Origin of the sequence: Chelativorans intermedius, from assembly GCF_025398255.1 — a bacterium.
In the GTDB taxonomy this organism is placed as follows: domain Bacteria; phylum Pseudomonadota; class Alphaproteobacteria; order Rhizobiales; family Rhizobiaceae; genus Chelativorans; species Chelativorans intermedius.
Window position 1 is genome coordinate 120535 of the sequence record NZ_JAODNW010000001.1, and the last position, 26221, is coordinate 146755.

Here is a 26221-nt window from a genome sequence, read left to right on the forward strand (position 1 = left end):
GTCAGGTCCGGCGGCGGATGGCGATAGCGCGCCCCGCCCGCTGAGGCGCCGGCAGGCCGGCATGTGCGGCGGCCATCCGCTCGACACGCTCCATCACGTCGGGCGGGAAGGGGGCGACCTTCGGCCCGCTCATGTCCACATGCAGGGTGAGGGTTTCGCAGGTGGCTGAAAGCCAGCCGTCCAGATGATGGATCTCCTGATAGGAATGCAGCCGCTTCTCGTCGTGGTCGAGAAGCCTGGTCGCGACGGTCACCCGGTCGCCCGGGCGGAGTTCGCGCACATAGCACAGGTGGATCTCGGCGGTGTAGGTGGTCAGCCGGCGCGTGGCGGCATAGTCCGGCCCCATGCCGAGATACCCGGACACCTCGTCCAGCGCGCGGTCGAAGAGCAGCGGATAGTAAGCCATGTTCATGTGGCCGTTGTAGTCGATCCAGCCCTGCTCGATCTCGAAGACATGCGACACATGCGGTTCGCCCATGGGCCCTCCTCCTTCGTCGTCGCCGCTGTCGACACTGGACAATGCGACAATTAGCTGGAGACTGAAGGGATAGAAACGAAAAGCGTTTTGCTCCACAAGAGCGGCAGGCGAATTCAGGGAGAAAACACATGGCCGTGGGGGCGAAAGCCGGTCAGGAACGCGACAGGGACGCGGTGGCGCGCGTTCTGGAACATCTGCGGGCACGCTTCGGCGAGCGCCTGCAGACGGGACATGCCGTGCGCGAGCAGCACGGCCACACCACCACCTACATTCCGACCCAGGCACCGGATGGCGTGTTCTTCCCCGAAAGCATCGCGGAGGTGCAGGAGGCGGTGCGCCTCTGCGCGGAGCATCGCGTGCCGGTCATTCCCTTCGGGGCAGGATCGTCGCTGGAAGGCCACGTCAACGCGCCGGCAGGGGGGCTTTGCCTCGACATGGGGCGCATGAACCGTGTGCTCGCCGTCCGACAGGAGGACCTCGACTGCACGGTCGAGCCGGGGATTACGCGCGAGGAGCTCAACCATCATCTGCGCGACACGGGCCTCTTCTTCCCCATCGACCCCGGCGCCAATGCCAGTCTCGGCGGCATGGCGGCCACCCGTGCCTCGGGCACCAATGCGGTGCGCTACGGCACGATGCGCGAAAACGTGCTGTCGCTGACGGCGGTGATGGCGGACGGGCGGGTGGTCAGGACAGCGCGGCGGGCGCGCAAATCCTCGGCCGGCTACGACCTTACCCGGCTTCTCGTCGGCTCGGAAGGGACGCTCGGCGTGATCTGCGAACTGACGCTCAGGCTTCACGGCATCCCGCAGGCGATCTCCGGCGGGATATGCCCGTTCCCGAGCGTCGAGGCGGCTTGCCAGGCGGTCATCGCCACCATCCAGATGGGCATTCCGGTGGCGCGCATGGAGCTCGTCAATGCGCTCGGGATGCAGGCCATCAACCGCTATTCGGGCCTCGGCTATCCCGACAGTCCCTGCCTTTTCCTGGAGTTTCACGGCACCGAGGCCAGCGTGGCCGAACAGGCCGAGATGTTCGGCGAGATTGCCGAGGAGTTTTCCGGCGGCCCCTTCAACTGGGCGCGCGAGGCGGAGGCGCGGCAGAGACTGTGGAAGGCACGGCACGATTTCTACTGGGCCGGCTTTACGCTGCGGCCGGGCACCAAAGGGCTGGCGACGGATGTGTGCGTGCCCATTTCCCGGCTTGCCGAGTGCATCGTGGAGACGGAGGCCGACATCGCCGAAACGGGGCTTGTCGCCCCGATCGTCGGCCATGTGGGAGACGGGAACTTCCACGTCACCGTGCTCATGGACATGGACGATAGCGAGGAGGTGGCGCGCGCGGAGCGATTCGTGGGGCGGCTCAACCGGCGTGCTCTCGCCATGGAAGGCACATGTACCGGCGAGCACGGCATCGGGCAGGGCAAGATGCGGTATCTGGAGGAGGAACACGGCACGGCGGGGGTGGACATGATGCGTGCCATCAAAAAGGCGCTTGACCCGCTCAACATCATGAATCCGGGGAAAATCATCGACCCGGCCAGCGGCTGACGGTCGGTATGTGGCTCTGAGCATGGCAAAGGTGCTATCTGCCCATCGGCATGGCGCGCGGCCTGCCGGGCCACTGGCCTGCCGGGGCGGGTGAAATCGCAACAAGGCCCTGCAAGGGGTGGAGGTGAATGCTGGCGCGGCTGTTCGTTATTGTCGGCGGGCTCGTGGTGCTGCTGCTGACGGCGGCGCTGGTGGCACCCTATTTCATCGATTGGACGAACTATCGCGGCGATTTCGAGCGTGAGGCCGGCCGCGTCCTCGGTCGCGACGTGCAGGTGCAGGGCACCGCGCGGGCGCGCCTTCTGCCCTTTCCCTCCGTCACCTTCACCGATGTCGTGGTGGCCGGCGAGGAGCCGGGCGAGATTGCCATGACGGTGGAGGAGTTTTCCATGGACGCCGAGCTGGCGCCCTTCCTCTCCGGCGAGCTGCTGATCTTCGACATGCGGCTGGTGCGTCCGCGCGCCAATCTCGAAATCGGCCCCACGGGCCGCATCGACTGGGCGGTGCGGCCTTCCTCGCCCTTCGACCCGCGCCAGGTGACGCTGGAGAAGGTGACAATCACCGATGGCCGCGTCACCGTTCACCAGAGGGCGAGCGGACGCATCGTCACGCTCGACAACATCGACGTGGAGCTTTCGGCCCGCACGCTGGCCGGCCCGTGGCGGGTGAACGGCTCGCTTGCCGTGGAGGGCATTCTGCTAAACCTTTCCGCCTCGACCGGAACGAGGGGAGGGGACGGTGCCATGCGGGTTCGCCTCCGTGCCGAGCCGCACGCCTACCCCCTCGCGCTGGAAACCGACGGCGAGGCGCGTGTGATCGACGGCGCGGGACGGTACGCCGGCACCTTCCGCCTGCGCACGGTGGCCGAAACGGCGGAAGGGGAGGACAAGACGGCCGATCCGGGAAACCGCATCTCCGGCAGCTTCAGCCTCGATCATCAGCGCCTGGCCGTCGATGAATTCCGCTTCGAGACCGGGCCGGTGGACGACCCCTACCGCGCCGAGGGACAGGCGATGGTCGAACTCGGCAGCGAACCTTCCTTCTCGATCACCGCCGATGGCGCGCAGATACGCCTTGGCGAGGCGGCGGAGGAGGGTGGTGCCGCAGGCCTTTCGGCGGACGAGCGGCTGGCCGCGCTCACCGCCTTCGTTGCCGGTCTGCCGAAGCCGGCCATTCCCGGCACCATCGCCGTCAATCTGCCGGCGATCGTGGTCGGGGACACGACGGTCCGCGACATCAGCATCCGTGCCGAGCCGGTGGAAGAGGGGTGGAACATCGGCTCGCTGGCTGCCACCCTGCCGGGGCGTACGCGCTTCGAGGGGGAGGGGCTCCTGTCTACCGCAGGGCAGGCCGCCTTTACCGGCAACATGCTGTTGGCGGTGGGGCAGCCTTCGGGATTCGCCGCCTGGCTGGCCCGCGATGTCGACGAGGCGATCCGGCGGCTGCCGGCCGCCGGTTTCAGCGCCGACGTGGAGCTGACGGCCGAGCGCCAGCGCTTCGACAATCTGGAGCTCATCCTGGGGGAAGCCCGCTTTTACGGCTCCGTCGACCGGAAAAGCCCTGCGGAGGCGCGCCCTTCGCTGGAGGTCGCGCTGGACGGCGGCCGCCTCGACCTGGAGGGAATGCGCGCCTTTGCCTCGATCTTCGTCGACGATGCGGGCCGCACCCGGCTGCAGAACCACGACGTCGATCTGGAAATACGGGCCGGGCCGGTGCTGGCGGAAGGGCTGGAGGCGGAAAGGCTCGACGCGGCGTTGCGCCTGCGCGGCGACGCGCTGGAAATCGACCGGCTGACCATCAGCGGCCTTGCACAGGCGAACATCAGCGCCACCGGGCGCGTAGACGGCCTGGAGGAGGCAGCGCCGGTGGGGCGTGTGGACGCAACCGTGGTGGCGGTTGACCTCGCACCCCTGGTGCGGCTTCTGGCGGAGCATCTGCCGGAGAACCGGCTGCTTGCGGCGCTCGACCGACGGGCCGCGCAATATCCCGGCCTTCTGGAGGAGGCGGAGGTGGACCTCGTGGCGAGCGCGGTCGCCGGTGACGGGACCACCGGGCTTGCCGTGAGCGCGGAGGGCGAGGCGGGAGGCACCGCATTCAGCCTCTCCCTCTCCGCCGAAGGGACGCCCGAGGCCGCGACGAGCGCGCGGCTGACCACCAACTTCTCGGCGCGCAACGACGAGGCGGCAGCGCTCTATGCGTTATTCGGCCTGCCGGCGCTTCCCCTCGGCCTGGCGGGCGGAGCGGAAGTGGAGCTTTCGGCCACGGGCCGGACCGACCAGGGGTTGCAGACGGCCTTCGGCTTCTGGGGCGAGGGGCTTTCGGTCCGCTTCCGCGGCGATGTGGCGCAACGGGACGACGGCATCGCGCTGCACGGCAATGCCAGCATCGAGGCGCAGGACTTGGAGCCGTGGCTGGCCGCCGCCGGCATCTCGCTGCCCGGTTTCGGCTATGGGCTGCCTGCCAGCCTGTCCGCCGAAATCGACTACGGCGGGGGGCTGACCGTGCTCAACGGCCTTGCCGGCAGCATTGCCGACAGCGCCATCAGCGGCGATCTCAACGCGAGTCTGGTGGATGGCGTGCCGCGCCTCACCGGATCGCTCGATCTGGAGGCGCTGGACCTGCGCCCGGCGGCGGAGATGGTGGTGGGCAGCACGGCCTTCGAGGGAGGCGAGCCGTGGCCGGACACGCCCTTCGAGCAGGCGATGCGCGCGCCGTTCTTCGCCGATGTCGATCTGTCGGCGCAAACGCTCTGGCTCGGCGAGGTGGCGACGGCGGAACAAGCCTCGCTGCGGCTGTCGCTCGACCCGGAGGGGCTTTCCGTCTCCGGCCTTCAGGCGCAGATCTTCGGAGGCAGGATCGAGGGTATTGCCAGCCTCGCCAACAACCAAGGCAGCGGTCTTCTCAACGCCCAGTTCTCGCTGCGCGATGTGCAGCTTGCCGAGCTGCTGCCGAGCGCGGGAATTGCCGGGCGCGCCGACCTCAGCGCCAGCGTGACCTCCAATGGCAAGACGGTGAACGCCATGGCGGCCACCCTTGCCGGCTCCGGTTCGGCGGCGTTGCGTGGGCTCGAAATCGACGCCTTCGACCCTCATGCGCTGCCGCCGATCCTGGCGCGGGCCGACGCGCTGGGCGTCGACATTTCGGCCGAGCAGGTCGCCGCCTTCGCCCCGGCGCTCGTGCGCGCCGGCCGCTTCCGGGCGGAAGATGCGGAGCTTGCCTTTACCGTCGCCAGCGGGGTGGCGCGAACGCCGCCCGTGCGGCTTGAGACCGAAGGCGCGCAGGTGAGCGTGGAGCTGGCCGCCGATCTCGGCGCGCGTACCGTCTCCGCCTCGGGAAGCCTGACCTACGAAGCCGGGCGCGAGGCGATGGCGGGTTCCGAGCCGACCGTGCGCTTCGCCGTGCAGGGCCGGCCCGGCGAGGCGGCGCTCGATCTCGACCTGGAGCCGCTTGTGCAGTTTCTCACCCAGAGGGCGCTGGAGCGAGAGCAGGCACGGGTGGAGCACATGCAGGCATTGCTGCTCGAAGCCCAGCGCCTGCGCCGGGAGGTACGCCATTTCGAAGCCATTCAGGCAGAGCGGGCCGCCCGGGAGTTCGAACGGGTGCGCCTGGAGCGCGAGGCGGAGCGCCTGCGCCGGGCGCTGGAAGCCGAGGCGCAGAGGCGCCGGGAAGAGGCTGTGCGGCAGGCAGCGGAAGAGGAAGCCGCGCCGCAGGAGGGCGGCGCGGACGACACGATCGAGCAGCGGCCGCTGCCGCCGCCCGCCCCCGCGCCCGAGGAAGACCGCACGGGCGAAGAGCCGGCGCTCGACATCGAGGGGTTGACCGTCGAGAAGCTCATGGAGCTCCTGGGGCCCCGATAGGGCGCGCTCCGGGCCTGGACCGGTTCATCGTTTCATTGAAACGCTGATCCGGTCCATCTATCTGTTTTTGCTGCATTTGTGCGACTCCAGATGATTCCATCTGGCTGCAAAATGACCTAGGATTGGCGGGAGGCTTCCTGCTTCAGGGCTTCGAGCACATAGACCCGGAGGGCGGAGGAGAGGTTGGTGTCGCGCGGGCGCGCCGCGTCAATCTCGGCAATCAGCGCGGCGGCAGTCAGACCGCGCAGCCGCGCCAGCCGCTCGAGCTCGTCGTGGAACGGGGCTTCCAGCGAGAAGCTGGTGCGATGGCCGCGGATGGTCACCGAGCGCTTCCGGGGGCCCGGCATGGCCGACTATTTCTTGCGGAAGGCGTCGAGGGAAACGACGTCGGCACCCTTCGTCTCCGCCTTGTCCGCCTGCTTTTCATCGTCCTTGCCGGCGTTGTCCGCCTCGGCGGCGTTCTTCTCCCCGGCAGCAGAGGGTTGCGGGATCTCCTCTTCCTGGGGAGGGGTCTCACCGGTCTCGGATTCCGGTTTCAGGTCGTCGAACTCCATCTCGAAATTGGCCGAGGGGTCATAAAAGCCGCGTACGGCGGAGAAGGGGATCTCCAGCTTCTCTGGCACATCCGCGAAGGAGAGAACCACCTCGAAACCCTTCTCGCTCACCCTCAGATCCCAGTACTGGTACTGAATGACGATGGTCATCTGTTCGGGATAGCGTTCCTTCAGGCGGCTGGAGATGCGAACGCCCGGCGCATCGGTCCTGAAGGTGATGAAAAAGTGATGGTTGCCGGGCAGGCCGGCGCTTGCCGTCTCCTGCAGAACCTTGCGCATGACGCCGCGGGCGGCCTCCTGGACAAGAATGTCGTAGCGGATGCGGTCGTCGGGCATGGGTGTGGCAGATGTCCTCAAATCCTACAGCGATCGTATCGCCTGGCGGCAGCCAAGCTTGGCACGGTTCGTAAACCGGATAAAGGGCGCTGGTTCAAGACGGAAAATGGCCGTCAGGCGGATTGGGCTTCTTCCAGGGTCGCATTGGCGTCCTCCCGCTTGCGGCCATAGGCGCGCAGGAAGGTGCGCACGGCGCGCGCGGCACTCGCCGACAGCTCTTCGTCGTTCGGCGTCTCGCCGAACAGCCAGGGGATGTGCAGATCGACATTGACGAGCGCCATGAACTGGCGCGCCGCGAGGTCGGGATCGTCGATGTCGAGATGGCCCGCAAAGGCCAGCCGCGCAAAGCGGGCGGCCAATGCCGACCAGACGCGCCCGGGACCGTCCCGGCGCCAGGCCTCGAAAAGCTCGGGATGACGCTCGCCTTCGGCATGGATCAGCTTGGCCAGAAAGCGGCCTTCGCGCCCCATGATGAAACCCTTGTTGAGCCGCATGGCGAAGACGGTTAGCTCCGCCTCCAGATCCTTTGGATTGTCGGGAAAGGTGCTCAGCACGGAGAAGGCGCGCGCATTGCAGCGCTCGGTGATGTCGTTTACGACGGCGGCGAAGAGCTTCTCCTTGTCGCCATGGTGGTTGTAGACGGTCTGACGGGCCACCCCGGCCTCCGCCGCCACCAAGTCGATATTGGCGCCGGCAAAGCCTTCGCGGCAAAACACGGCCGCCGCGGCGTCGAGGATCGACTGCCGCTTTGCCGTGTGGCCCCTTAACGGGAACCTGTCAGGAGACATGTTGGATTCCATGACACAGGATATAATCGCGATTGACGAATTAGACAAGGATGTCTAAAAAATTGGGCAAAACTCGGAGGGGCGCCGGCGTCGGATTTTTCCCGTGCGCAGCGTCGTAGCAATACGCCCTCATACGGACACCTTTCTGGAAAGACGACGCCATGAATCCTGCCCTTTTCCGCACAGCCGTCGTGCTGGGATTGCTGACCGCCGTCGGCCCCTTCGCCATCGACATGTATCTTCCCGCCCTGCCGTCGATCGGTGCCGATCTGGGCGCCGGCACCGCGGCGGTGCAGATGAGCCTGCTGGTGTTCTTTCTTTCGATGGGCCTCGGGCAGATCGTGGTCGGCCCCATATCCGACATGATCGGCCGCAAGGCGCCGCTCTATCTGGGCCTTGTGCTGTTCGTGGCCGGCAGCGTGGGATCGGCGCTCGCCGCCAGTGTCGAGTGGCTGATCGCCTTCCGGTTCATCCAAGGGCTGGGTGCCTCGGCGGGCATGGTGGTTCCGCGCGCCGTGGTGCGCGACCTGCACACGGGTGTGGAGGCGGCGCGGCTGATGTCGCTTCTCATGCTCGTCTTCTCGATCTCGCCCATTCTGGCGCCGCTGACCGGCAGCCTCATCATCGAGGCTTTCGGCTGGCGTGCCGTGTTCTGGGCGGTCACGGGCGCGGCAGCGGTTGCGGCCGTGCTGTTGGCCACGGCGCTTGAGGAGACGCGCCCGCGCCATCTGCGCGCCGCAAGCTCTCTCGGCAGCGCGCTGCTTGCCTATCGTTTGCTCATGGGCAATGCCAGATTCCTGGGTCTTTCCCTGATCGGCGGCTTCGGCGTTGCCAGCTTCTTCGTCTATCTGGCATCCTCCTCCTTCGTGCTGATCGGCCACTATGGCCTGTCGCCGTCGCTCTACAGCGTTTTCTTTTCGATCAATGCGGTGGCCTTCTTCACCATGTCGCAGCTCACGGGACCGCTGTCGCAGCGTTTCGGCCTGCGGCGCGTGGTGCGCGTCGCCGTTGCCGGCTTCGCCACGGCGATGGTGACGCTGCTGGCGGTGATGGCGGCGGGCTTCCAGTCCCTTGCGGTTCTGGCTGCACTGCTGTTCGTGGGCTACGGGTTTCTCGGCCTCGTCATCCCCACCACGTCCGTGCTGGCGATGGACGACCACGGCGAGATCGCCGGCTCGGCCTCCGCACTGATGGGCACGCTGCATTTCGCCACCGGTGCGGGCTCCATGGCGGTTTCCGGGCTGTTCTTCGACGGTTCGCCGCTGCCGATGGTGACCGCCATCGCCGCCTGCGCCGTGATAGCCCTGGCGCTTACGCAGATGACGCTGGGGCGCGCCGGCAGGGCCGCACCGCAGGCCGCGGAATAGGCCCTGCTGCGCGGCACATCCGCCGCAGCCCGGAACCCTTGGCCGGGCGCGCCGGCCATTTCAGGAAGGGAAATGGAGCAGGGGGGAAAGTGGAGGCTTCTGTTGCCAGGTGCCTCCGAACCCCGCTCAGGCCTGCGACGGCCTGAGGCTTGAATTGAAGCTGTCGCGCCGCTTACGCAGCGAGACGGGCTTCCGCATAGTTGTCGTTGGCAACTATTAGGTTCGGTCCGATAACGGTGGTACCATGCCGGGCGAAAGTCCGATCTTTACACCCTCGTCGATCCTGTTTCGCCCCCATCAGAAGCCGCCCTTGGTATCGCCGGCCGGCGGTTTCTGGTGGAGGCGCCGGGCACTGCCCCCGGGTCCGATGGGCTTATTGCATCGGCCGTTTATCGCCATAGTCAGCTCAAGGCTGACGCCCCCTATATAAAGGGGCAAATGCGGCATTGGAAGGGCCGGCGGCCGGCTGGAGGCATCATTTTTCACCGGCATCGGTGCGGCAACGCCGAAGCGAAATGCCTTTGGGAGAAAGGAAGCAGCCGTTCCGCAAGCCCGCGCTTCGCCCTAATATGGGCGTGTCAAAAACGTCGAATCGGTGCTGCCCTCGATGCGTCAATATCTGGATCTGCTCGCCCATGTGCTGGAAAACGGCGTCGACCGGGACGACCGCACGGGCACCGGCACGCGGAGCGTCTTCGGCTACCAGATGCGCTTCGACCTGGCGGCCGGCTTTCCCGTGCTGACCACCAAGAAGCTGCATCTCAAGTCCATCATCCATGAGCTCCTCTGGTTCCTGAAGGGCGATACCAACATCCGCTATCTCAACGAGAACGGCGTGACCATCTGGGACGAGTGGGCGGACGAGAATGGCGACCTCGGCCCGGTCTACGGCGCGCAGTGGCGCTCCTGGCCGGCGCCCGACGGCAGACAGATCGACCAGATCGCGAATCTTCTCAACGGGCTGCGGAACAATCCTCATTCGCGGCGTCATGTGGTGACGGCCTGGAACCCGGCCGAGGTGGACAGGATGGCGCTGCCGCCCTGTCACTGCCTGTTCCAGTTCCATGTGGCGGAGGGGCGGCTTTCCTGCCAGCTTTACCAGCGCTCAGCCGACATCTTTCTGGGCGTGCCCTTCAACATCGCCTCCTACGCCCTTCTGACGATGATGATCGCGCAGGTGACGGGTCTCAAGGCCGGCGATTTCGTCCACACGCTGGGTGACGCGCATCTCTATCACAATCATTTCGAGCAGGCGCGCGAGCAGCTTTCGCGCACGCCCAAACCCTTGCCGACGATGTGGATCAACCCCGCGGTGCGCGATCTCTTTGCCTTCCGCTATGAGGATTTCCGGCTGGAGGGCTATGTGGCAGACCCGACGATCCGGGCGCCGATCGCGGTGTGAGGTCCGCCTTTCGCGGACCGGGAAGGGTGTTGTGCATCATGAAGATCGTTTTCGTCGTTGCGATTGCAAGAAATGGCGTGATCGGAGCCAAGGGCGGCCTGCCCTGGCGGCTTTCCACCGACCTGAAGCGATTCAAGGCGCTGACCATGGGAAAGCCGGTGGTGATGGGCCGAAAGACTTGGGAGAGCATCGGTCGCCCGCTGCCGGGGCGTCTCAACATCGTCGTCACCCGCGACCCGGCCTATCGCGCCGAAGGCGCGGTGGTCACACGGTCGCTCGAAGAGGCGCTGGAGGCGGCAGGGCGGCAGGACGCTGCCGAAACCTGCGTCATCGGCGGCGGGGAGATCTATCGCCAGGCGTTGCCGCAGGCCGAAGTGCTCCATGTCACCCATGTCGATGCGGATGTGGAGGGGGAAACGGTGTTTCCCGAGATTGACCCCGGCACGTGGCGTGTTGTCTCAAGCGAAGCTGTCGGCACCGGCGAAAAGGACATTTACCCGACGCGCTATGTCGTCTACCAACGGCGCGGACAGGATGGGAGTGCCCCGGCGCCCTCCGGCGCGGCGGCATCGCGTTGAAAGGGCGCGTCGCGCTCCCTATAACAGGTCGCAGGGGAACGCCGGCAGCAAGGCTGGCGCGCTCAAGGAAAAGGAACAGGAATGCCCTGGAACAATCAAAGCGGCGGCGGCCCTTGGGGCAGCGGCAACAGCGGTGGACCTTGGGACCAGGGGCCTCGCGGCCCGAGCGGCCCCCAGGGCACACCGCCCGATCTTGAAGAAATCATCCGGCGCGGACAGGACAGGCTGAGGCGGGCGCTGCCGGGCGGTGGCGGCCCGAGCCCGGCCATTCTCGGCCTTGTCGTGCTGGCGCTTCTGGGACTTTGGCTCTTCAAGGCCGTCTACACGGTGCAGCCGGACGAACTGGCCGTGGAGCTGCGCTTCGGCAAGCCCAAGCCCGAGCTTTCCGAGCCGGGCCTGCATTTCCACTGGTGGCCGGTCGAGACGGTGGAGAAGACTTCGGTCGCCGAGCGGCTGATGGACATCGGCGAGGTGCGCAGCGGCGGTTCCTCTGGGCTCATGCTTTCGGGTGACCAGAACATCGTCGACGTGAAATTCTCCGTCGCCTATCAGGTGGCCGACCCGATCGCCTATCTCTTCAACGTGGACGATCCCGACGGCACGCTGCGGCAGGTTTCCGAAAGCGCCATGCGCGAGGTGGTGGGCCGGCGCCCGGCGCAGGATGTCTTCCGCGACGACCGCCAAGGCATCGCCGAGGATGTGCGCGCCATCATCCAGAGCACCTTGGAGGAATATGGGGCTGGTTTGGCCATCAACGCGCTGTCGATCGAGGATGCCGCGCCGCCGCGGGAGGTGGCCGACGCCTTCGACGAGGTGCAGCGCGCCGAACAGGACGAGGACCGCTTCGTCGAGGAAGCAAACCAGTACGCCAACCAGCAGCTCGGTCAGGCACGCGGCGAGGCGGCGCAGATCCGCGAGGCGGCCGCCGCCTATAAGAACCGTATCGTGCAGGAGGCGGAAGGTGAGGCGCAGCGCTTCATCTCCGTCTACGAAGAATATGCCAAGGCGCCTGACGTGACGCGCAAGCGCCTGTTCCTGGAAACCATGGAAGAGGTGCTGCGCGGTTCCAACAAGGTGATCGTCGGGCAGGGCGGCGGCCAGGGTGTTATTCCCTATCTGCCGTTGCCCGAGCTGCGCGGCAGCCCGCAGCGCAGCTCGGCGCCGGGCAGCGCCCTGCAGAGCGGCCAGGCGCAAGGGGGAAATAACTGATGTCGAACCGTCTTCCCTTTATCGTCGTTCTCGTCATCCTTGCGCTGTTCCTGGTCTATTCGTCGATCTTCGTGGTCAACGAGCGCCAACAGGCCATCGTTTTGCGCTTCGGCGAGATCGTGAAGGTCGAGACCGAGCCGGGCCTCTACTTCAAGCTGCCCTTCGCCTTCGCCGGCGCCGACAATGTGCAGCTCATCGAGGATCGCGTTCTGCGCTTCGACCTAGACGACATCCGTGTGCAGGTCTCTGGCGGCAAGTTCTACGAAGTGGACGCTTTCGTCGCCTATGCGATCAACGATCCGCGCCTGTTCCGCCAGACGGTCTCGGGCAGTCTGTCGCTGGCCGAGCAGCGGCTGCGGACCCGCCTCGATGCGGCGTTGCGGCGCGTCTACGGCTTGCGCGGCTTTGAGGCTGCACTCTCGGAGGAACGCACCTCGATGATGCGCGAGGTGGCCGAGGAGTTGCGCCCGGCGGCTGCTTCGCTCGGCCTTTCGATCCAGGATGTGCGCATTCGCCGCACCGATCTGACGGCGGAGGTCTCGCAGCAGACCTATGATCGCATGAAGGCTGAGCGCCTGGCCGAAGCCGAAAGGCTGCGTGCCCGTGGCCGCGAGGCGGCTGCCCGCATCCGTGCCCGCGCCGACCGCGAGGTGGTGGAGATCCTGGCTGCTGCGCAGCGCGAGGCGGAGATCCTGCGTGGTGAAGGCGAGGCCGAACGCAACGCCGTGTTCGCCAACGCCTTCCAGCGCGACGAGGAGTTCTTCGAGTTCTACCGCTCGATGGCAGCCTACCGGCAGGCGCTCGATCCCTCGGGAACCACCATGCTCCTGAGCCCGGATACCGAGTTCTTCCGCTTCTTCGGCAATTCCGATGGCCAGAGACCGGGGCCGCTTATCGAGGAGAATGGTGGTCCGCTGACCGGCTCCGTGAACGGCGGAGCCGAGGGCGGCCCGTTGCGTGAAACGGCAGAATAGGCACGCTCCATGGAACGCATGAAGGCGGCGGCGCAATGTGGGCAGGCGCGATGAGCGACTTCCTCGCCGCCTTCGGCCTTCTTCTGGTGTTCGAGGGCCTGCTTTATGGCGGGTTGCCCGGCGTTGCCAAGCGCATGGCGGCGGATATCATCCACATGCCGGAAAGCACGATGCGCGGCATCGGTCTTGCCGTGATGGCAGCCGGCGTCCTGATCGTCTGGCTGGTGCGCGGGTGACACGTTTTTTTGCGTGCGGCGTGAGGCAACACGGGCTGGCAGGGCCCTCCTTTAAGGGTATATCTCGTCGCAAACACGCCTCATTCGCGCCTGATCGTATGGCTTCGGCCATCCAGCGGGAGATTGCCTGATGCCTTCACCGATACCGCTCCGCGCTTCGCGCCGCTTGCCCCTGGCGGTGGCCCTTGCCGCCGTCATCGTGCTGATGCCAGCGGCCGGCACGGCGCAGACCCCGGGGCCGGACGTGCCGCTGCCGCCAAGCACGGAGAGCCCGCTCACCCCGGATGCGCAGGAGGCGCCGGCCACGCCGCGCATGCGCGGTCCGGCTTCGGTGGCCGACATGGCCGAGCGGCTGCTGGAAGCCGTGGTCAACATTTCCACCACGCAGAACTCCGCCCGCCGCGGCCGCGTGCCGATGCCGCAGATTCCCGAGGGCTCGCCCTTCGAGGAGTATTTCGAGGAGTTCTTCCGCGACCAGGAAAGCCAGCCTCAGATCCCCAATCCCGGCGCCTCGCTCGGCTCCGGCTTCGTGATCGACGGCGAAGAGGGAATCATCGTCACCAACAACCACGTGATTGCCGGCGCAGACGAGATCATCGCCAATTTCGCCGACGGGCAGATGCGCACGGCGCAGCTCATAGGCGTGGACACCAAGACGGACATTGCCGTGCTTCAGGTGGACACGGAAGGCGAGACGCTGGCCGAAGTGCGCTTCGGCGATTCGGAGGCGATGCGCATCGGCGACTGGGTGATGGCCATCGGAAACCCCTTCGGCTTCGGCGGTTCGGTGACCATCGGAATCGTCTCGGCGCGCAACCGGCAGATCGGCTCCGGCCCCTATGACGACTACATCCAGACCGACGCCGCCATCAACCGCGGCAATTCCGGCGGGCCGCTGTTCAACATGGATGGCGAGGTGATCGGCATCAACACCGCCATCATTTCGCCGACGGGAGGCTCCATCGGCATCGGCTTCGCCATCCCGTCGAATCTGGCGGTGAATGTCGTCCAGCAGCTTCGCGAGTTTGGAGAGACGCGGCGTGGCTGGCTCGGCGTGCGCATCCAGCCGGTGACGGAGGAGATTGCCGAAAGCCTGGGGCTGGCGGAAGCCTCGGGCGTGCTCATCAGTGGCATCGAGAAGGACGGACCGGCCGACAACGGGGCGCTGCAGGCGGGCGACATCATCGTCGGATTCAACGGCAGGAAGATCGAAGACGTGCGGGAGCTGAGGCGCATCGTTGCCGAAAGCCCAGTGGGCGAGCCGGCGGATGTGGAGATTCTGCGCAAGGGCGAACGGATGACCGTTCAGGTCACGCTCGGGCGCCTGGAAGAGGCGGAGGCGGTGGCCACGGGCGAGGGGGAGGACGAGGAGGAAGTGGCGCCCGTTTCCTCCGCCAGGGTGCTGGGCATGACGGTGACGGAACTCGACGAGGAGGGGCGGGAACGCTTCGACATCGGCGAGGATGTGAGCGGTGTCCTGGTCTCGGAGGTGGAGGAGGGCTCAGTCGCTGCCGAGCAGGGCGTGGAGGCGGGCGACGTCATCGTCGAGATCGCCCTGCAATCGGTCTCCAGCCCTCAGGACGTGCTCGATCAGATCGAGGATCTGCAGGCGCAGGGGCGCAAGAATGCGCTTCTCATGCTTGCATCGCCGTCGGGCGAATTGCGATTCGTGACGTTGCGGATGAACTGAGGGCGAAACCTGCGGCGCGCAACTATCGCTGCAACCGTCTCTCGCCTTCCCGTTCCGTGCCCACGAACTCCTCGCGCCGGTAGCCCTGCAGATAGAGCAGGGCCGTCAGGTCGCCATGGTCGATGCGGATGCCGGCCTGGGCGGCGACGGAGGGCTTGGCGTGAAGCGCCACGCCGGCGCCGGCGAGACCGAGCATGCCGAGATCGTTGGCGCCGTCGCCCACGGCCATCGTCTGGTCGAGGCCGAGCCGCAGCCGCGCGGCGATGCCGCGCAGGGCGTCGACCTTGGCCTGGCGACCGAGAATGGGCTCCGCCACCCGCCCGGTAAGTCGGCCTTCGCGGGTCTCCAGGCGGTTGGCCTGGTGCTCGTGGAAGCCGAGCTCGGCGGCGACGCGGGCGGTAAAGACGTCGAAGCCGCCGGAGACGAGTGCGCTGTAGGCGCCGGCGGCATTCATGGTGGCAAGCAAGGTGCGCCCGCCGGGGGCCAGCGTGATGCGGCCCTCGATCACCCTCTCGACGACCGCCAGTTCCAACCCCTCCAGAAGCGCCACGCGCTCGCGCAGGGCGGGCTCGAAGGCGATCTCGCCGTTCATGGCGCGCGCGGTGATGTCCGCGACGGCCTGGCCGATGCCCAGCTCGTCGGCCAGCTCGTCGATGCATTCCTGCTCGATCATGGTGGAGTCCATGTCGGCGATCAGCAGCTTTTTCCTGCGGCCCGCCACGGGCTGCACGGCAACGTCCACCGGCAGCCCCTGAAGCGCCGAGCGGGCGGCCTGTTCTGCCGCCCGCGCATCGCGTCCGGCCGGCAGAAACAGGTCGCAGGCGATGCCGGGGGCAAGCCATTCGATGGCGCTTGCGCCGAGGGCCTGGCTTGTCCTATTCGCCGTGGAGAAGTCCAGTGCGCTGGCCTCGGGATGGGAGATGAGCGTTGCGACAAGCGTCATGGGAGGGTCCGTTGCAGCCGGCCTTGGAAATGTGCTGAAAGGTGCAGTTCTGATAGCCGGCCCCACGGCGAGCGGCAAGTCGGCACGTGCGCTCGACCTTGCGCGAAGCATGGACGGGGTGATCGTGAACGCCGATTCCATGCAGGTCTATTCCGTCCTGTCACTGCTGACGGCCAGGCCCGGACCGCGGGAGCTGGCCGCCGCGCCGCATCGGCTCTACGGCCATGTGCCTCCGGGCGCGGCCTATTCCACCGGCGCGTGGCTGCGCGACGTCGAGGCTTTGATCGACAGCGGGGCGCTGAGGAACCGGCAGGCCATCTTCGTGGGCGGCACGGGGCTCTACTTCCGCGCGCTTGTCGAGGGGCTTTCGCCCATGCCCGACATACCGCCGGCGGTGCGCAGGCGCTGGCGCCAGCGGCTGGAGGCGGAAGGGGCCGCAGCCCTGCATGCGGTGCTTCAGGAGCTCGACACACAGGCGGCGGCGCGCATCCGGCCTGGCGATGGCCAGCGCATCGTGCGGGCGCTGGAGGTGCTGGAAGCCTCGGGAAAACCCATCGGACACTGGCAGGCGATGCGCTCCCGGCCGCTTGTGGACAGCGCGTCCGCCGAGAAGCTGGTGCTCGAGCCCGACCGCGGCGCGCTTGCCAAACGCATCGACCAGCGGTTCGAGCAGATGGTGGCGCAGGGCGCGTTGGAGGAGGTGAAAGCGCTTCTCAGTCTCGACCTGCCGCGTTCCATGCCTGCCATGAAGGCTATCGGCGTGCGCGAGCTGGCGGCGGCACTGGGCGGAGACATCAGCCTGGAGGAGGCCGCGCGACGCGCCAAGGCGGCAACCCGCCAATATGCCAAGCGGCAGATGACGTGGTTTCGCCACCAGCTCGGCGCGGACTGGAAGCGCGTGCCCGCATAAGGCGACCGGCTCGCAAAAACGCCATTTTCAGCGAATTCGCACCTGCCGGTTAACCTCACGTAAGGCGCGGCCTGCCAGAATGCCGCCGAGTGCGCGCAACGGGGTGGGTATGCGTCTTCACAAAGCGGAGTCGGCCTTTTTCGTTTTCATCGCTCTGGTTTTGAGCGCCGGCGTGCTGCTGTTCTTCGCCTACGGCATGCAGACCCGGGCTGTTCCGCGTGTTGCCCAGGATGCGGCCCACACGATCGACTTTGCACGGCTCTTGCTGACCAGCGGCGCGCTTCTTTCGGTCGCGATCATCTTCGGGCTGTTCTTCATCTATCCGCTCATCCGCACCCAAGTGCGGGAGGAGGGCAAGCTCAGGGCGATGACGGAATCGCTGTCGGCCCGCTCGAAATCGCTGCAGCACGCCGCGCTGACCGATCCCCTGACGGGCACGCAGAACCGCCGCTTCTTCGACGATGCGCTGCGCGAATATCTGCTGGAGTTCGGCCGTATCGAAAAACCTGTCGGGCTGATGGTGCTCGATCTCGATCACTTCAAGCAGGTGAACGACACCTATGGCCATGATGTGGGCGATGAGGTGCTGCGCCGGGTGGCCGATTGTCTGAAGGACCTGACCCGCTATCACGATGTGGTGGCGCGGCTGGGCGGCGAGGAGTTTGCCATCGTCGCGCCGAACATGAATCAGGATGCGCTGGTGAAGCTGGCCGAACGCATCCGCCGGGCGGTTTCGGCCCTGACGGTGGATGCCGGCCCCGCGCGGCTGAAGGTCACCACCAGCCTCGGACTGGCGGTGTGGGACGGCAAGGAGACGGTGGACGAGTTCTACCGCCGCGCCGACAGGATGCTTTACGAGGCCAAGCGCCTGGGGCGCAATCGCGTCTGCGCGTAAGGCCCGCCCGCCGCCCTATTGCGGGCGGACGAGAACGTGCTTCTTCTTGCCGAGAGACAGCTTGACGACACCTTCGGCGGTCAGGTCAGCGGTGGAGACCATGCGGCGGGCATCGTCCACCGGCCGGTCGTTTATGCGCACGGCGCCGCCCTGCACGTGCCGACGTGCCTCGCCGTTGGAGCCTGCAAGGCCCGCTTTGACGAACAGCGCGAGAAGACCGATTCCCTCGTCAAGCTCGGCCTTCTCCACAAGGGTGGTCGGCAGGCTGTCGGCAAGCGCCCCTTCCTCGAAAGTCTTGCGCGCGGTCTCCGCAGCCTCCTCCGCCGCTTCGCGGCCATGCAGCATGGCGGTGACTTCGGTGGCAAGCACCTTCTTTGCCTCGTTGATCTCGGCGCCGCCGAGCGCCTCCAGCCGCGCGATCTCGTCCAGCGGCAAGGTGGTGTAGAGCTTGAGGAAGCGGCCGACATCCGCATCCTCGGTGTTGCGCCAGAACTGCCAGAAGTCGTAGGGGCTCAGCATCTCCGCATTGAGCCAGACGGCCCCTGCGGCTGTCTTGCCCATCTTGGCGCCGGAGGCGGTCGTCAGCAACCTGGAGGTGAGTCCGAAAAGCCGGGACGTGCCCATGCGGTGGCCGAGATCAATGCCGTTGACGATGTTGCCCCACTGATCGGAGCCGCCCATTTGCAGGCGGCAGCCATAGCGCCGGTTGAGCTCCACGAAATCATAGGCCTGCAGGATCATGTAGTTGAATTCAAGGAAAGAGAGCGATTGCTCCCGCTCAAGCCTGAGCCTTACCGAGTCGAATGACAGCATCCGGTTGACGGAGAAATGTCGGCCAACATCGCGCAGGAAGGAGATATAGTTGAGGTCGAGAAGCCAGTCGGCATTGTTGACCATGACGGCGTCGGTCGCGCCATCCCCGAACTTCAGATAGCGGTCGAAGGATCTCTTCAGTCCGGCGAGGTTTTCCTCGATGCTCTCGGGTGTGAGCAGCTTGCGTGCCTCGTCCTTGAAGGAGGGATCGCCGATCATGCCCGTGCCGCCGCCCATGAGGACAATCGGCCGATGTCCGGTCTTCTGCAGCCAGTGGAGCATCATGGTCTGCGTGAGGTGACCCACATGCAGGCTCGCCGCCGTCGGATCGTAGCCGATATAGGCCGTCACCGTCTCTTGCGAGAACAGCTCGTCCAGAGCCTGGTCGTCGGAGGTCTGCTGGATGAAGCCGCGCTCGTCGAGCACGCGCAGGAAGTCGGACTTGAACTTGGCCATTGCTTCAGCAATCCCGTCGGTGGGACTTTTCGAGGATGGACGTCGATGCGGCGTTTAGCACCACTGTCCCGGCCCACACAAGCGCGGGGCCGGGCAGGGAATCAGCGGATGCGCTTCGGCCGCGCCTCGGCCAGCTCGCCCCGCAGCCGCCGGTCGAGATAGTCGGCGCATTCCTCGATCAGGACATCCGTGAGGTTGGTATAGAAGTGATTGGCCTCGGGGATCGTCTTCTGGGTGATCGTGATGCCCTTCTGCGCCTGCAGCTTGTCCACCAGCGTCTGCACATCGGCCGGAGGGGCGACGCGGTCGGCGCCGCCATGGATGATGAGGCCGGAGGAGGGGCAGGGCGCGAGGAAGGAAAAATCGTAAATGTTGGGTTGCGGGGAGATGGAGATGAAACCCTCGATCTCCGGGCGGCGCATGAGAAGCTGCATGCCGATCCAGGCGCCGAACGAGTAGCCCACCACCCAGCAGCTCTTGGAATCGGGGTGAAGCGACTGCACCCAGTCGAGCGCCGAGGCGGCGTCCGAAAGCTCGCCCGTGCCGTGGTCGAAGGCGCCCTGGCTGCGGCCGATGCCGCGGAAGTTGAAGCGCAGTGTGGTGAACCCGCGGCTCAGGAACATGTAGAACAGATCATAGATGATCTTGTTGTTCATCGTGCCGCCGAATTGCGGATGCGGGTGCAGGAACAGCGCAATCGGCGCGTTTTTTTCCTTCGATGGCTGATAGCGGCCTTCCAGACGGCCGGCAGGACCGGAAAAGATTACCTCGGGCATTTTCACTCCACCTTGGCGCAGCCCCGTTTCTCTACACAATCGAATCGCAGGCAGGTCTTGACGCGGCGCCCACGCCTCCATACAAGCAAGTTTAGAATTGTTCAAAACTGGGCGGCGCTGCCGCCCCGGCAAGCCGGGTAGATAGGACGGCTGGCCTTGCGAATTCAAGGAAATAACGCCATCTCGGCCGGAAATGCGGCGAATGGCATGATGGACGGACATGGCGGCCAAGCGCATCTATCTCGACCATAACGCCACGGCGCCGCTGCTGCCGGCGGCGCGGGAGGCGATGCTGCAGGCGCTTTCGGCGGCCAACCCGTCCTCCGTGCACGCGGAAGGCCGTGCTGCCCGCCGCATCGTGGAGGAGGCGCGCCGCGATGTTGCCGCTCTGGTCGGCGGGCGGGCCGAGCATGTGGTCTTCACCTCCGGCGCCACCGAGGCGGCTTCGATGCTGCTGACGCCGGAATGGACCATGGGGCGGGCGCCGCTGGTCTTCTCCCACGCCTATGTCTGCGCCGCGGACCACCCCTGCCTGCTGGCGGGCGGCCGCTTTCCCGCCGAGCGGGTCATCAAGATCGGCGTGGACGAAAACGGCCTGGTGCACCTCGCAGACCTGAAGCGCGCCCTGGAGGCGCATGACAGGGTGCAGGGCCTGCCCCTTGTCGCAATGCACGCAGCCAACAACGAGACCGGCGTCATCCAGCCCATGGCGGAGATCGGCCGTCTCGCAAAGCAGGCCGGCGGCGTGGCGATTTTCGATGCCGTGCAGGCAGCGGGGCGCATTTCGCTCGATCTTTCGGCGTGCTCCGCGGATTTTCTCATTCTCTCCTCGCACAAGATGGGCGGTCCCAAGGGGGCGGGGGCGCTGGTCGGCGCCACCGATCTGATGATGCCTGCGGCCCTTGTGAGGGGAGGCGGACAGGAGAAGGGACACCGCGCCGGCACCGAGAATGTGGCGGCAATTGCGGGTTTTGGCGCGGCCGCGCGCGAGGCTGTGGCTGGCCTGGGGCACATGGAGGCGGTGCGCGCCCGGCGCGAAAGGCTGGAGGCCATTATCCGCGACAAGGTGCCCGATGCCGTCATCCACGGCGGCAAGGCACCGCGCCTGCCCAACACCGTGTTCTTTTCGATCCCCGGCATGAAGGCGGAGACGGCGCAGATCGCCTTCGACCTTGCGGGGATTGCGTTGTCGGCAGGTTCTGCCTGCTCCTCGGGCAAGGTGGGACCCAGCCACGTGCTGGAAGCGATGGGCTTCGGCAGCGCGGCGGGGGCGCTGCGCGTGTCGATCGGGCCGGCGACCGGCGACGAGGAGATTGCCGCCTTCGGCATAGCGCTGGAGGCGGTGGTGGCAAGACGAAAGGCAACGAGTGCCGCCGCGTGAGCCGGCTTGCGCGGCCGGCCTGTGCTGGCGGTTGGAAAAAATGGAGTAAAAGACACATATTTCAGGACAACACAGTGAAACCGGCGCGCTCGCACATTAGATAAGGCGCAGGCCGAACAGAGTTGGAAAACTGCCGGACCTTGAACCCGGCGAGGATGGAGAACGCTGATGCCTGCTGTGCAGGAGACCATCGAGCAGGTCCGCAAGATCGACGTGGACCAGTACAAATACGGTTTCGAGACGCTCATCGAAAGCGACAAGGCGCCCAAGGGGCTGAACGAGGACATCATCCGCCTGATTTCAGCCAAGAAGGGCGAGCCGGAATGGATGCTGGAGTGGCGGCTGAACGCCTATCGGCGCTGGCTGACCATGGATGAGCCCACCTGGGCGCGCGTCTCCTATCCCAAGATCGACTTTCAGGACATCCACTACTATGCCGCGCCCAAGAGCCAGAGCGGGCCGAAGTCGCTCGACGAGGTGGACCCGGAGCTGCTTCGCACTTACGAGAAGCTCGGCATTCCGCTGAAGGAACAGGAAATTCTGGCCGGCGTGCGCACGGCCGGCGAGCCGAGCACCGTGGACGGGGCTGGGGAAGGCGACAATATCTACCAGTCGGGCCGGGTGGCGGTCGATGCGGTGTTCGATTCCGTCTCCGTGGTGACCACATTCAAGAAGGAGCTGGCCAAGGCGGGCGTCATCTTCTGCTCGATCTCGGAGGCGATTCGCGAGCATCCCGAGCTGGTGCGCAAGTATCTGGGCTCGGTGGTGCCTCCCACGGACAATTTCTATGCCACGCTCAACTCGGCGGTCTTTACCGACGGTTCCTTCGTCTTCGTGCCCAGGGGCGTGCGCTGCCCGATGGAGCTATCCACCTATTTCCGCATCAACGAGAAGAACACCGGCCAGTTCGAGCGCACGCTCATCATCGCCGAGGAGGGCGCCTACGTCTCCTATCTGGAGGGCTGCACCGCGCCGCAGCGCGACGAGAACCAGCTTCATGCCGCCGTTGTCGAGCTGATCGCGCTCGACGATGCGGAGATCAAGTATTCCACGGTTCAGAACTGGTATCCGGGCGATACGGAAGGCAGGGGTGGCATCTACAACTTCGTGACCAAGCGGGGCGACTGCCGTGGCAGGAATTCCAAGATCTCCTGGACGCAGGTCGAAACCGGCTCTGCGATCACCTGGAAATATCCCTCCTGCCTGCTGCGCGGCGACAATTCGCGCGGCGAGTTCTACTCGATTGCGGTGTCCAACGGGCACCAGCAGATCGACTCGGGAACCAAGATGATCCACCTCGGCAAGAACACGTCGAGCCGCATCATCTCCAAGGGCATCTCGGCGGGCAAGTCGAACAACACCTATCGGGGCCAGGTTTCCGCCCACAGGAAGGCCACCAATGCGCGCAACTTCACGCAGTGCGATTCGCTGCTCATCGGCAACGAATGCGGCGCGCACACCGTGCCCTATATCGAGGCCAAGAACGCCACGGCCAAATTCGAGCACGAGGCCACGACCTCCAAGATCTCCGAGGACCAGCTCTTCTACGTGATGCAGCGCGGCATCCCGGAGGAGGAGGCGATCGCGCTGATCGTCAACGGCTTCGTCAAGGACGTCATCCAGGAGCTGCCGATGGAGTTCGCCGTCGAGGCGCAGAAGCTCATCGGTATTTCGCTTGAAGGTTCGGTCGGCTGAGCCGGCCCGGAGATTTGGGAAGAACGAGAATGCTTGAAATCAAGAATCTGCACGCGCGCATTGCCGAGGATGGCACGGAGATCCTGCGCGGCGTCAACCTGACGGTGAAGGCGGGCGAGGTGGCCGCCATCATGGGGCCGAACGGCTCCGGCAAGTCGACGCTGTCCTATGTGCTCGCCGGCCGCGAGGACTATGAGGTGACGGAGGGGGACATTCTCTTCAATGGGGGGTCGATTCTCGAGATGGACCCGGCCGAGCGGGCCGCCGCCGGCCTCTTCCTCGCCTTCCAGTACCCCATGGAGATTCCGGGCGTCGCCACCATGGAATTCCTGAAGGTGGCGATCAACGCACAGCGCAAGGCGCGCGGCCAGGAGGAGCTCAAGATACCTGAGCTCATGAAGCGCGTGCGCGAGGCGGCGCAATCGCTCGAGATGGACATGGGCATGCTCAAGCGGCCGCTCAATGTCGGCTTTTCGGGCGGCGAGAAGAAGCGCGCCGAGATTCTCCAGATGAAGCTGCTGGAGCCCAGGCTCTGTGTGCTGGACGAGACCGATTCCGGCCTCGACATCGACGCGCTGAAGGTGGTTGCCGATGGCGTGAACGCGCTGCGCTCGCCGGACCGGGCGATCGTCGTCATCACCCACTATCAGCGCCTGCTCAATTATATTGTGCCGGACTCCGTGCACGTCCTCTACAAGGGCCGGGTGGCGAAGTCGGGCGAAAAGGATCTGGCCCTGGAGCTGGAGAAGAACGGTTACGCCGGGCTTGTCGGCGAGGCGGCTTAGGGGGGCAGGAATGAACATCCAGACGCAAATCAGGCGCACTGCCGCCGAGGAAGCGCTTCTCGAAGCCTGTGCCGTGCGTGCGGACGGCCTGCCGGGCGATGCCCGCGTCAGGGAGAAGCGGGCGCGGGCTGTCGAGCTGCTGAAGCGCGGCCTGCCCAACCGCAAGGTCGAGATCTGGCACTACACGGATCTGCGCCGGCTGCTTTCTGCCGTGCCGGCCTTCGATCCGACGGCCCATGCAACCCCACGCGAACCGCTTCTGGCGGGCGCCGCGGTGCTGCCCGTGCTCAATGGCGTGGCCGGCAAGGCGCCGGTGCCGGCGGGTGTGACTGCCACGAGCCTTGCGGAGAGGCTGGCCGATGGCAGCGAGGCGGCGCTGCTTGAACCGGCCGATGCCCACGACACGGTGGCCGCCGTCAATGCGGCCCTCGCCGGCGATGGCCTGGCGCTCGACATTGCCGCGGGCGCGGTTGTGGAGCAGCCGATCGAGCTGCAGAACGTGCACGCGGGCGGACAAGCGCATACGCGGTTTGCCGTGCGTGCCGGTGCTGGCGCCAGGGCGACCATCGTCGAGCGCCAGACGGGCGAGGGTCAGGCGCTGGTCTCCTCGGTCAGCCATCTGGAGGTGGGCGAGGGGGCGGATGTGGCGTGGCTCATCGTGCAGGAACAGCCCGCCGAGACGACCCATCTCGGCCAGATCAATGTCAGGATCGGCAAGGATGCGAAGCTGACCCTGTTCGTGATGAACACCGGCGGCAAGCTGGTGCGCCAGGAATTGCGGCTGGTGGCGGAGGGCGAGGGCAGCAAGTTTCGGCTGCGCGGCGTCAACCTGCTTTCCGGGGAGACCCATTGCGATGTCACGATGGTTCTCGATCATGCCGCGCCGGCGACGGTCTCCACGGAGATCATCCGCAACGTGGTGACGGGCCGCGCCGAGGGCGCGTTCCAAGGCCAGATCCGCGTGGCGCGCGATGCGCAGAAGACCGATGCCAAGATGGCGTGCAACACGCTTCTCCTTTCGGACGAGGGCAGCTTCTCCGCCAAGCCGGAGCTGGAGATCTTTGCCGATGACGTGGCCTGCGGCCACGGCGCGACCGTGACGGAGATCGAGGGGGATCACCTGTTCTACCTGATGGCGCGGGGCATCCCCGAGAAGACGGCGCGCGGCCTGTTGGTGAAAGCCTTCGTGGCAGAGGTGATCGAGGAGCTGGAACACGAGCCGGCCATCGAGGCGCTGGAAGCCAGGCTGGATGCCTGGTTTGCCGAGCATGGATGACAACCCGCCAAGACGGGAAGGTTGAGAGAGTGGACCAGAAGATCGAACGGGCCGTCTACGACGTCGAGGCCATCCGCCGCGACTTTCCCATCCTCTCGCGAGAGGTGCATGGAAAGCCGCTCGTCTATCTCGACAACGCCGCCTCGGCGCAGAAGCCGCAGGCTGTCATCGACGCGGTGACGCACGCCTACACGCAGGAATATGCCAACGTTCATCGTGGCCTGCACTTCCTCTCGAATGCGGCGACGGAAGCCTATGAAAAGGCACGCGAAACGGTGCGGCGGTTTCTGAACGCCGGCAGTGCCGAGGAGATCGTCTTCACCAAGTCGGCGACGGAGGCGATCAACACCGTGGCACATGGCTATGCCATGCCACGTTTCGCGGAAGGCGACGAAATCGTCCTGTCGATCATGGAACACCATTCCAACATCGTGCCCTGGCATTTCCTGCGTGAGCGCCAGGGGGCGAAGCTGGTCTGGGTGCCGGTGGAGGATGACGGCGCCTTCAACATGGAGGCGTTCGAGGCATGCCTTTCCGAGCGCACGAAGCTGGTGGCCATCACCCACATGTCGAACGTGCTGGGCACCGTGACGCCGATCGCCGACATCGTCCGCATCGCTCATGAGCGGGGCATTCCCGTGCTGGTTGACGGCAGCCAGGCCGCCGTCCACATGCCGGTGGACGTGCGCGCGCTGGGGTGCGACTTCTATGTCTGCACCGGGCACAAGCTCTACGGGCCCTCGGGCATCGGCGTGCTCTATGGCAAGCGTGAGCGGCTGGAGGAGATGCGGCCCTTCCAGGGGGGCGGCGAGATGATCGAGGATGTAACGCTCGATCACGTCACCTATAACGAGCCGCCGCATCGCTTCGAGGCCGGCACGCCGCCCATCGTGCAGGCCATCGGCCTGGGCGCGGCGCTGGAATATATCGAGAGCGTGGGGCGCGACAGGATCGCCGCGCACGAAGCCGAGATCTCGCGATACGCGCATGAGCGGCTCGGCCAGATCAACGCATTGCGCATTTTCGGCGCAGCACCCGGCAAGGGAGCGATCCTCTCTTTCGAGCTGGCCGGCATCCACGCCCACGACGTGTCGATGATCATCGACCGCTCGGGCGTGGCGGTGCGCGCGGGAACCCACTGCGCACAGCCGCTGCTGTCGCGCTTCGGGGTGACCTCGACATGCCGCGCCTCCTTCGCCATGTATAATACGCGCGCGGAGGTGGATGCGCTGGCCGAAGCGCTGGATGCGGCGCGCAAATTCTTCGGATGAA

General features: G+C 66.0%; 23 protein-coding genes and 1 other RNA gene. 16 read left to right on the forward strand and 8 right to left on the reverse strand.

Annotated features, from left to right (window positions below):
• Position 1 precedes the first annotated feature (1 nt).
• Entirely contained in the window at positions 2–478 is a 477-nt protein-coding gene (locus NYR58_RS00625; protein WP_261518458.1) for a thioesterase family protein, read from the reverse strand.
• A 128-nt stretch (positions 479–606) separates the two neighbouring features.
• On the opposite strand from NYR58_RS00625, the gene NYR58_RS00630 reads away from it, so the two are divergent.
• Together NYR58_RS00630 and NYR58_RS00635 are read left to right on the forward strand one after the other, a co-directional pair.
• Positions 607–2028: an FAD-binding oxidoreductase gene (locus tag NYR58_RS00630; RefSeq protein WP_261518459.1), complete on the forward strand. Its 1422-nt coding sequence runs from the start codon at positions 607–609 to the stop codon at positions 2026–2028.
• Positions 2029–2156: 128 nt separating this feature from the next.
• On the forward strand, positions 2157–5885 hold the full coding sequence (locus tag NYR58_RS00635) for an AsmA family protein (protein WP_261518460.1): 3729 nt from the start codon (positions 2157–2159) through the stop codon (positions 5883–5885).
• Positions 5886–6001: 116 nt separating this feature from the next.
• Here the strand turns inward: NYR58_RS00635 and NYR58_RS00640 are convergent, their stop codons facing one another.
• The 3 genes from NYR58_RS00640 to NYR58_RS00650 form a co-directional block, all read right to left on the reverse strand.
• Positions 6002–6232 carry a ribbon-helix-helix domain-containing protein gene (locus NYR58_RS00640; protein ID WP_261518461.1) on the reverse strand — a complete coding sequence of 77 codons (231 nt, stop codon included), beginning with the start codon at positions 6230–6232 and terminating at the stop codon, positions 6002–6004.
• Positions 6233–6238: 6 nt separating this feature from the next.
• Positions 6239–6775 (reverse strand): SspB family protein, encoded by a 537-nt coding sequence (locus tag NYR58_RS00645; protein WP_261518462.1) that lies wholly within the window; start codon positions 6773–6775, stop codon positions 6239–6241.
• Between the two features lie 113 nt (positions 6776–6888).
• Positions 6889–7575 carry a TetR/AcrR family transcriptional regulator gene (locus tag NYR58_RS00650; protein WP_261518463.1) on the reverse strand — a complete coding sequence of 229 codons (687 nt, stop codon included), beginning with the start codon at positions 7573–7575 and terminating at the stop codon, positions 6889–6891.
• Between the two features lie 149 nt (positions 7576–7724).
• Here NYR58_RS00650 and NYR58_RS00655 point away from each other — a divergent pair, with 149 nt between their 5' ends.
• Positions 7725–8930 carry a multidrug effflux MFS transporter gene (locus NYR58_RS00655; RefSeq protein WP_261518464.1) on the forward strand — a complete coding sequence of 402 codons (1206 nt, stop codon included), beginning with the start codon at positions 7725–7727 and terminating at the stop codon, positions 8928–8930.
• 88 nt (positions 8931–9018) lie between these two features.
• On the opposite strand, the gene ssrA is transcribed toward NYR58_RS00655, so the two are convergent.
• Positions 9019–9386, reverse strand: a transfer-messenger RNA (tmRNA) gene (gene ssrA / locus NYR58_RS00660).
• A 151-nt stretch (positions 9387–9537) separates the two neighbouring features.
• Between ssrA and NYR58_RS00665 the strand changes: the two genes are divergently transcribed.
• The 6 genes from NYR58_RS00665 to NYR58_RS00690 all read left to right on the forward strand — a co-directional run bounded on the left by NYR58_RS00665 (position 9538) and on the right by NYR58_RS00690 (position 15019).
• Entirely contained in the window at positions 9538–10332 is a 795-nt protein-coding gene (locus NYR58_RS00665) for a thymidylate synthase (RefSeq protein ID WP_261518465.1), read from the forward strand.
• A gap of 38 nt (positions 10333–10370) precedes the next feature.
• Complete coding sequence (locus tag NYR58_RS00670; RefSeq protein WP_261518466.1) at positions 10371–10910, forward strand: dihydrofolate reductase; 540 nt, start codon at positions 10371–10373, stop codon at positions 10908–10910.
• Positions 10911–10991: 81 nt separating this feature from the next.
• Positions 10992–12119 (forward strand): FtsH protease activity modulator HflK, encoded by a 1128-nt coding sequence (gene hflK / locus NYR58_RS00675; RefSeq protein WP_261518467.1) that lies wholly within the window; start codon positions 10992–10994, stop codon positions 12117–12119.
• A complete protein-coding gene (gene hflC / locus NYR58_RS00680) occupies positions 12119–13093 on the forward strand; it encodes a protease modulator HflC (RefSeq protein ID WP_261518468.1) in 975 nt (324 codons plus the stop codon). Before hflK ends, hflC begins: the two co-directional genes overlap by 1 nt.
• Positions 13094–13143: 50 nt before the next feature.
• Positions 13144–13329, forward strand: a complete 186-nt coding sequence (locus NYR58_RS00685; RefSeq protein WP_261518469.1) for a DUF2065 domain-containing protein — start codon at positions 13144–13146, stop codon at positions 13327–13329.
• 130 nt (positions 13330–13459) lie between these two features.
• Positions 13460–15019, forward strand: coding sequence for a Do family serine endopeptidase (locus tag NYR58_RS00690; RefSeq protein ID WP_378074549.1), 1560 nt, complete (start codon positions 13460–13462; stop codon positions 15017–15019).
• Between the two features lie 22 nt (positions 15020–15041).
• On the opposite strand, the gene serB is transcribed toward NYR58_RS00690, so the two are convergent.
• Positions 15042–15962, reverse strand: coding sequence for a phosphoserine phosphatase SerB (serB, locus tag NYR58_RS00695; RefSeq protein WP_261518470.1), 921 nt, complete (start codon positions 15960–15962; stop codon positions 15042–15044).
• Here serB and miaA point away from each other — a divergent pair.
• Both miaA and NYR58_RS00705 read left to right on the forward strand, forming a co-directional pair.
• On the forward strand, positions 15940–16872 hold the full coding sequence (miaA, locus tag NYR58_RS00700) for a tRNA (adenosine(37)-N6)-dimethylallyltransferase MiaA (RefSeq protein WP_261518471.1): 933 nt from the start codon (positions 15940–15942) through the stop codon (positions 16870–16872). The genes serB and miaA overlap by 23 nt on opposite strands.
• A gap of 109 nt (positions 16873–16981) precedes the next feature.
• On the forward strand, positions 16982–17767 hold the full coding sequence (locus tag NYR58_RS00705; protein ID WP_261518472.1) for a GGDEF domain-containing protein: 786 nt from the start codon (positions 16982–16984) through the stop codon (positions 17765–17767).
• A 15-nt stretch (positions 17768–17782) separates the two neighbouring features.
• Here NYR58_RS00705 and tyrS read toward each other — a convergent pair whose 3' ends face one another.
• Entirely contained in the window at positions 17783–19036 is a 1254-nt protein-coding gene (tyrS, locus tag NYR58_RS00710; RefSeq protein WP_261518473.1) for a tyrosine--tRNA ligase, read from the reverse strand.
• A 101-nt stretch (positions 19037–19137) separates the two neighbouring features.
• The gene (locus tag NYR58_RS00715; protein ID WP_261518474.1) at positions 19138–19812 is read right to left on the reverse strand and encodes an alpha/beta hydrolase; all 675 of its coding nucleotides are present in this window, start codon (positions 19810–19812) and stop codon (positions 19138–19140) included.
• A gap of 220 nt (positions 19813–20032) precedes the next feature.
• Here NYR58_RS00715 and NYR58_RS00720 point away from each other — a divergent pair, with 220 nt between their 5' ends.
• The 5 genes from NYR58_RS00720 to NYR58_RS00740 all read left to right on the forward strand — a co-directional run bounded on the left by NYR58_RS00720 (position 20033) and on the right by NYR58_RS00740 (position 26220).
• Entirely contained in the window at positions 20033–21193 is a 1161-nt protein-coding gene (locus NYR58_RS00720) for a cysteine desulfurase family protein (RefSeq protein ID WP_261518475.1), read from the forward strand.
• A 168-nt stretch (positions 21194–21361) separates the two neighbouring features.
• Positions 21362–22888 (forward strand): Fe-S cluster assembly protein SufB, encoded by a 1527-nt coding sequence (gene sufB, locus NYR58_RS00725; protein ID WP_261518476.1) that lies wholly within the window; start codon positions 21362–21364, stop codon positions 22886–22888.
• Between the two features lie 29 nt (positions 22889–22917).
• Positions 22918–23673, forward strand: a complete 756-nt coding sequence (gene sufC / locus NYR58_RS00730; RefSeq protein ID WP_261518477.1) for a Fe-S cluster assembly ATPase SufC — start codon at positions 22918–22920, stop codon at positions 23671–23673.
• 10 nt (positions 23674–23683) lie between these two features.
• Positions 23684–24949, forward strand: coding sequence for a Fe-S cluster assembly protein SufD (gene sufD, locus NYR58_RS00735; protein ID WP_261518478.1), 1266 nt, complete (start codon positions 23684–23686; stop codon positions 24947–24949).
• On the forward strand, positions 24946–26220 hold the full coding sequence (locus NYR58_RS00740; protein ID WP_378074550.1) for a cysteine desulfurase: 1275 nt from the start codon (positions 24946–24948) through the stop codon (positions 26218–26220). The genes sufD and NYR58_RS00740 overlap by 4 nt, the downstream gene beginning before the upstream one ends.
• Position 26221: the final 1 nt, after the last annotated feature.

Bases quoted from the DNA above. Each gene is read 5' to 3' on its own strand.
- NYR58_RS00740 (WP_378074550.1), top strand. From the start codon at position 24,946: ATGACAACCCGCCAAGACGGGAAGGTTGAGAGAGTGGACCAGAAGATC.
- NYR58_RS00670 (WP_261518466.1), top strand. From the start codon at position 10,371: ATGAAGATCGTTTTCGTCGTTGCGATTGCAAGAAATGGCGTGATCGGA.
- serB (WP_261518470.1), bottom strand. From the start codon at position 15,962: ATGACGCTTGTCGCAACGCTCATCTCCCATCCCGAGGCCAGCGCACTG.
- NYR58_RS00685 (WP_261518469.1), top strand. From the start codon at position 13,144: ATGAGCGACTTCCTCGCCGCCTTCGGCCTTCTTCTGGTGTTCGAGGGC.
- NYR58_RS00690 (WP_378074549.1), top strand. From the start codon at position 13,460: ATGCCTTCACCGATACCGCTCCGCGCTTCGCGCCGCTTGCCCCTGGCG.
- NYR58_RS00720 (WP_261518475.1), top strand. From the start codon at position 20,033: ATGGCGGCCAAGCGCATCTATCTCGACCATAACGCCACGGCGCCGCTG.
- hflC (WP_261518468.1), top strand. From the start codon at position 12,119: ATGTCGAACCGTCTTCCCTTTATCGTCGTTCTCGTCATCCTTGCGCTG.
- sufD (WP_261518478.1), top strand. From the start codon at position 23,684: ATGAACATCCAGACGCAAATCAGGCGCACTGCCGCCGAGGAAGCGCTT.
- NYR58_RS00650 (WP_261518463.1), bottom strand. From the start codon at position 7,575: ATGGAATCCAACATGTCTCCTGACAGGTTCCCGTTAAGGGGCCACACG.
- NYR58_RS00630 (WP_261518459.1), top strand. From the start codon at position 607: ATGGCCGTGGGGGCGAAAGCCGGTCAGGAACGCGACAGGGACGCGGTG.
- NYR58_RS00625 (WP_261518458.1), bottom strand. From the start codon at position 478: ATGGGCGAACCGCATGTGTCGCATGTCTTCGAGATCGAGCAGGGCTGG.
- NYR58_RS00635 (WP_261518460.1), top strand. From the start codon at position 2,157: ATGCTGGCGCGGCTGTTCGTTATTGTCGGCGGGCTCGTGGTGCTGCTG.
- hflK (WP_261518467.1), top strand. From the start codon at position 10,992: ATGCCCTGGAACAATCAAAGCGGCGGCGGCCCTTGGGGCAGCGGCAAC.
- NYR58_RS00640 (WP_261518461.1), bottom strand. From the start codon at position 6,232: ATGCCGGGCCCCCGGAAGCGCTCGGTGACCATCCGCGGCCATCGCACC.
- NYR58_RS00715 (WP_261518474.1), bottom strand. From the start codon at position 19,812: ATGCCCGAGGTAATCTTTTCCGGTCCTGCCGGCCGTCTGGAAGGCCGC.
- NYR58_RS00645 (WP_261518462.1), bottom strand. From the start codon at position 6,775: ATGCCCGACGACCGCATCCGCTACGACATTCTTGTCCAGGAGGCCGCC.
- NYR58_RS00665 (WP_261518465.1), top strand. From the start codon at position 9,538: ATGCGTCAATATCTGGATCTGCTCGCCCATGTGCTGGAAAACGGCGTC.
- sufC (WP_261518477.1), top strand. From the start codon at position 22,918: ATGCTTGAAATCAAGAATCTGCACGCGCGCATTGCCGAGGATGGCACG.
- NYR58_RS00705 (WP_261518472.1), top strand. From the start codon at position 16,982: ATGCGTCTTCACAAAGCGGAGTCGGCCTTTTTCGTTTTCATCGCTCTG.
- sufB (WP_261518476.1), top strand. From the start codon at position 21,362: ATGCCTGCTGTGCAGGAGACCATCGAGCAGGTCCGCAAGATCGACGTG.
- miaA (WP_261518471.1), top strand. From the start codon at position 15,940: ATGAGCGTTGCGACAAGCGTCATGGGAGGGTCCGTTGCAGCCGGCCTT.
- NYR58_RS00655 (WP_261518464.1), top strand. From the start codon at position 7,725: ATGAATCCTGCCCTTTTCCGCACAGCCGTCGTGCTGGGATTGCTGACC.
- tyrS (WP_261518473.1), bottom strand. From the start codon at position 19,036: ATGGCCAAGTTCAAGTCCGACTTCCTGCGCGTGCTCGACGAGCGCGGC.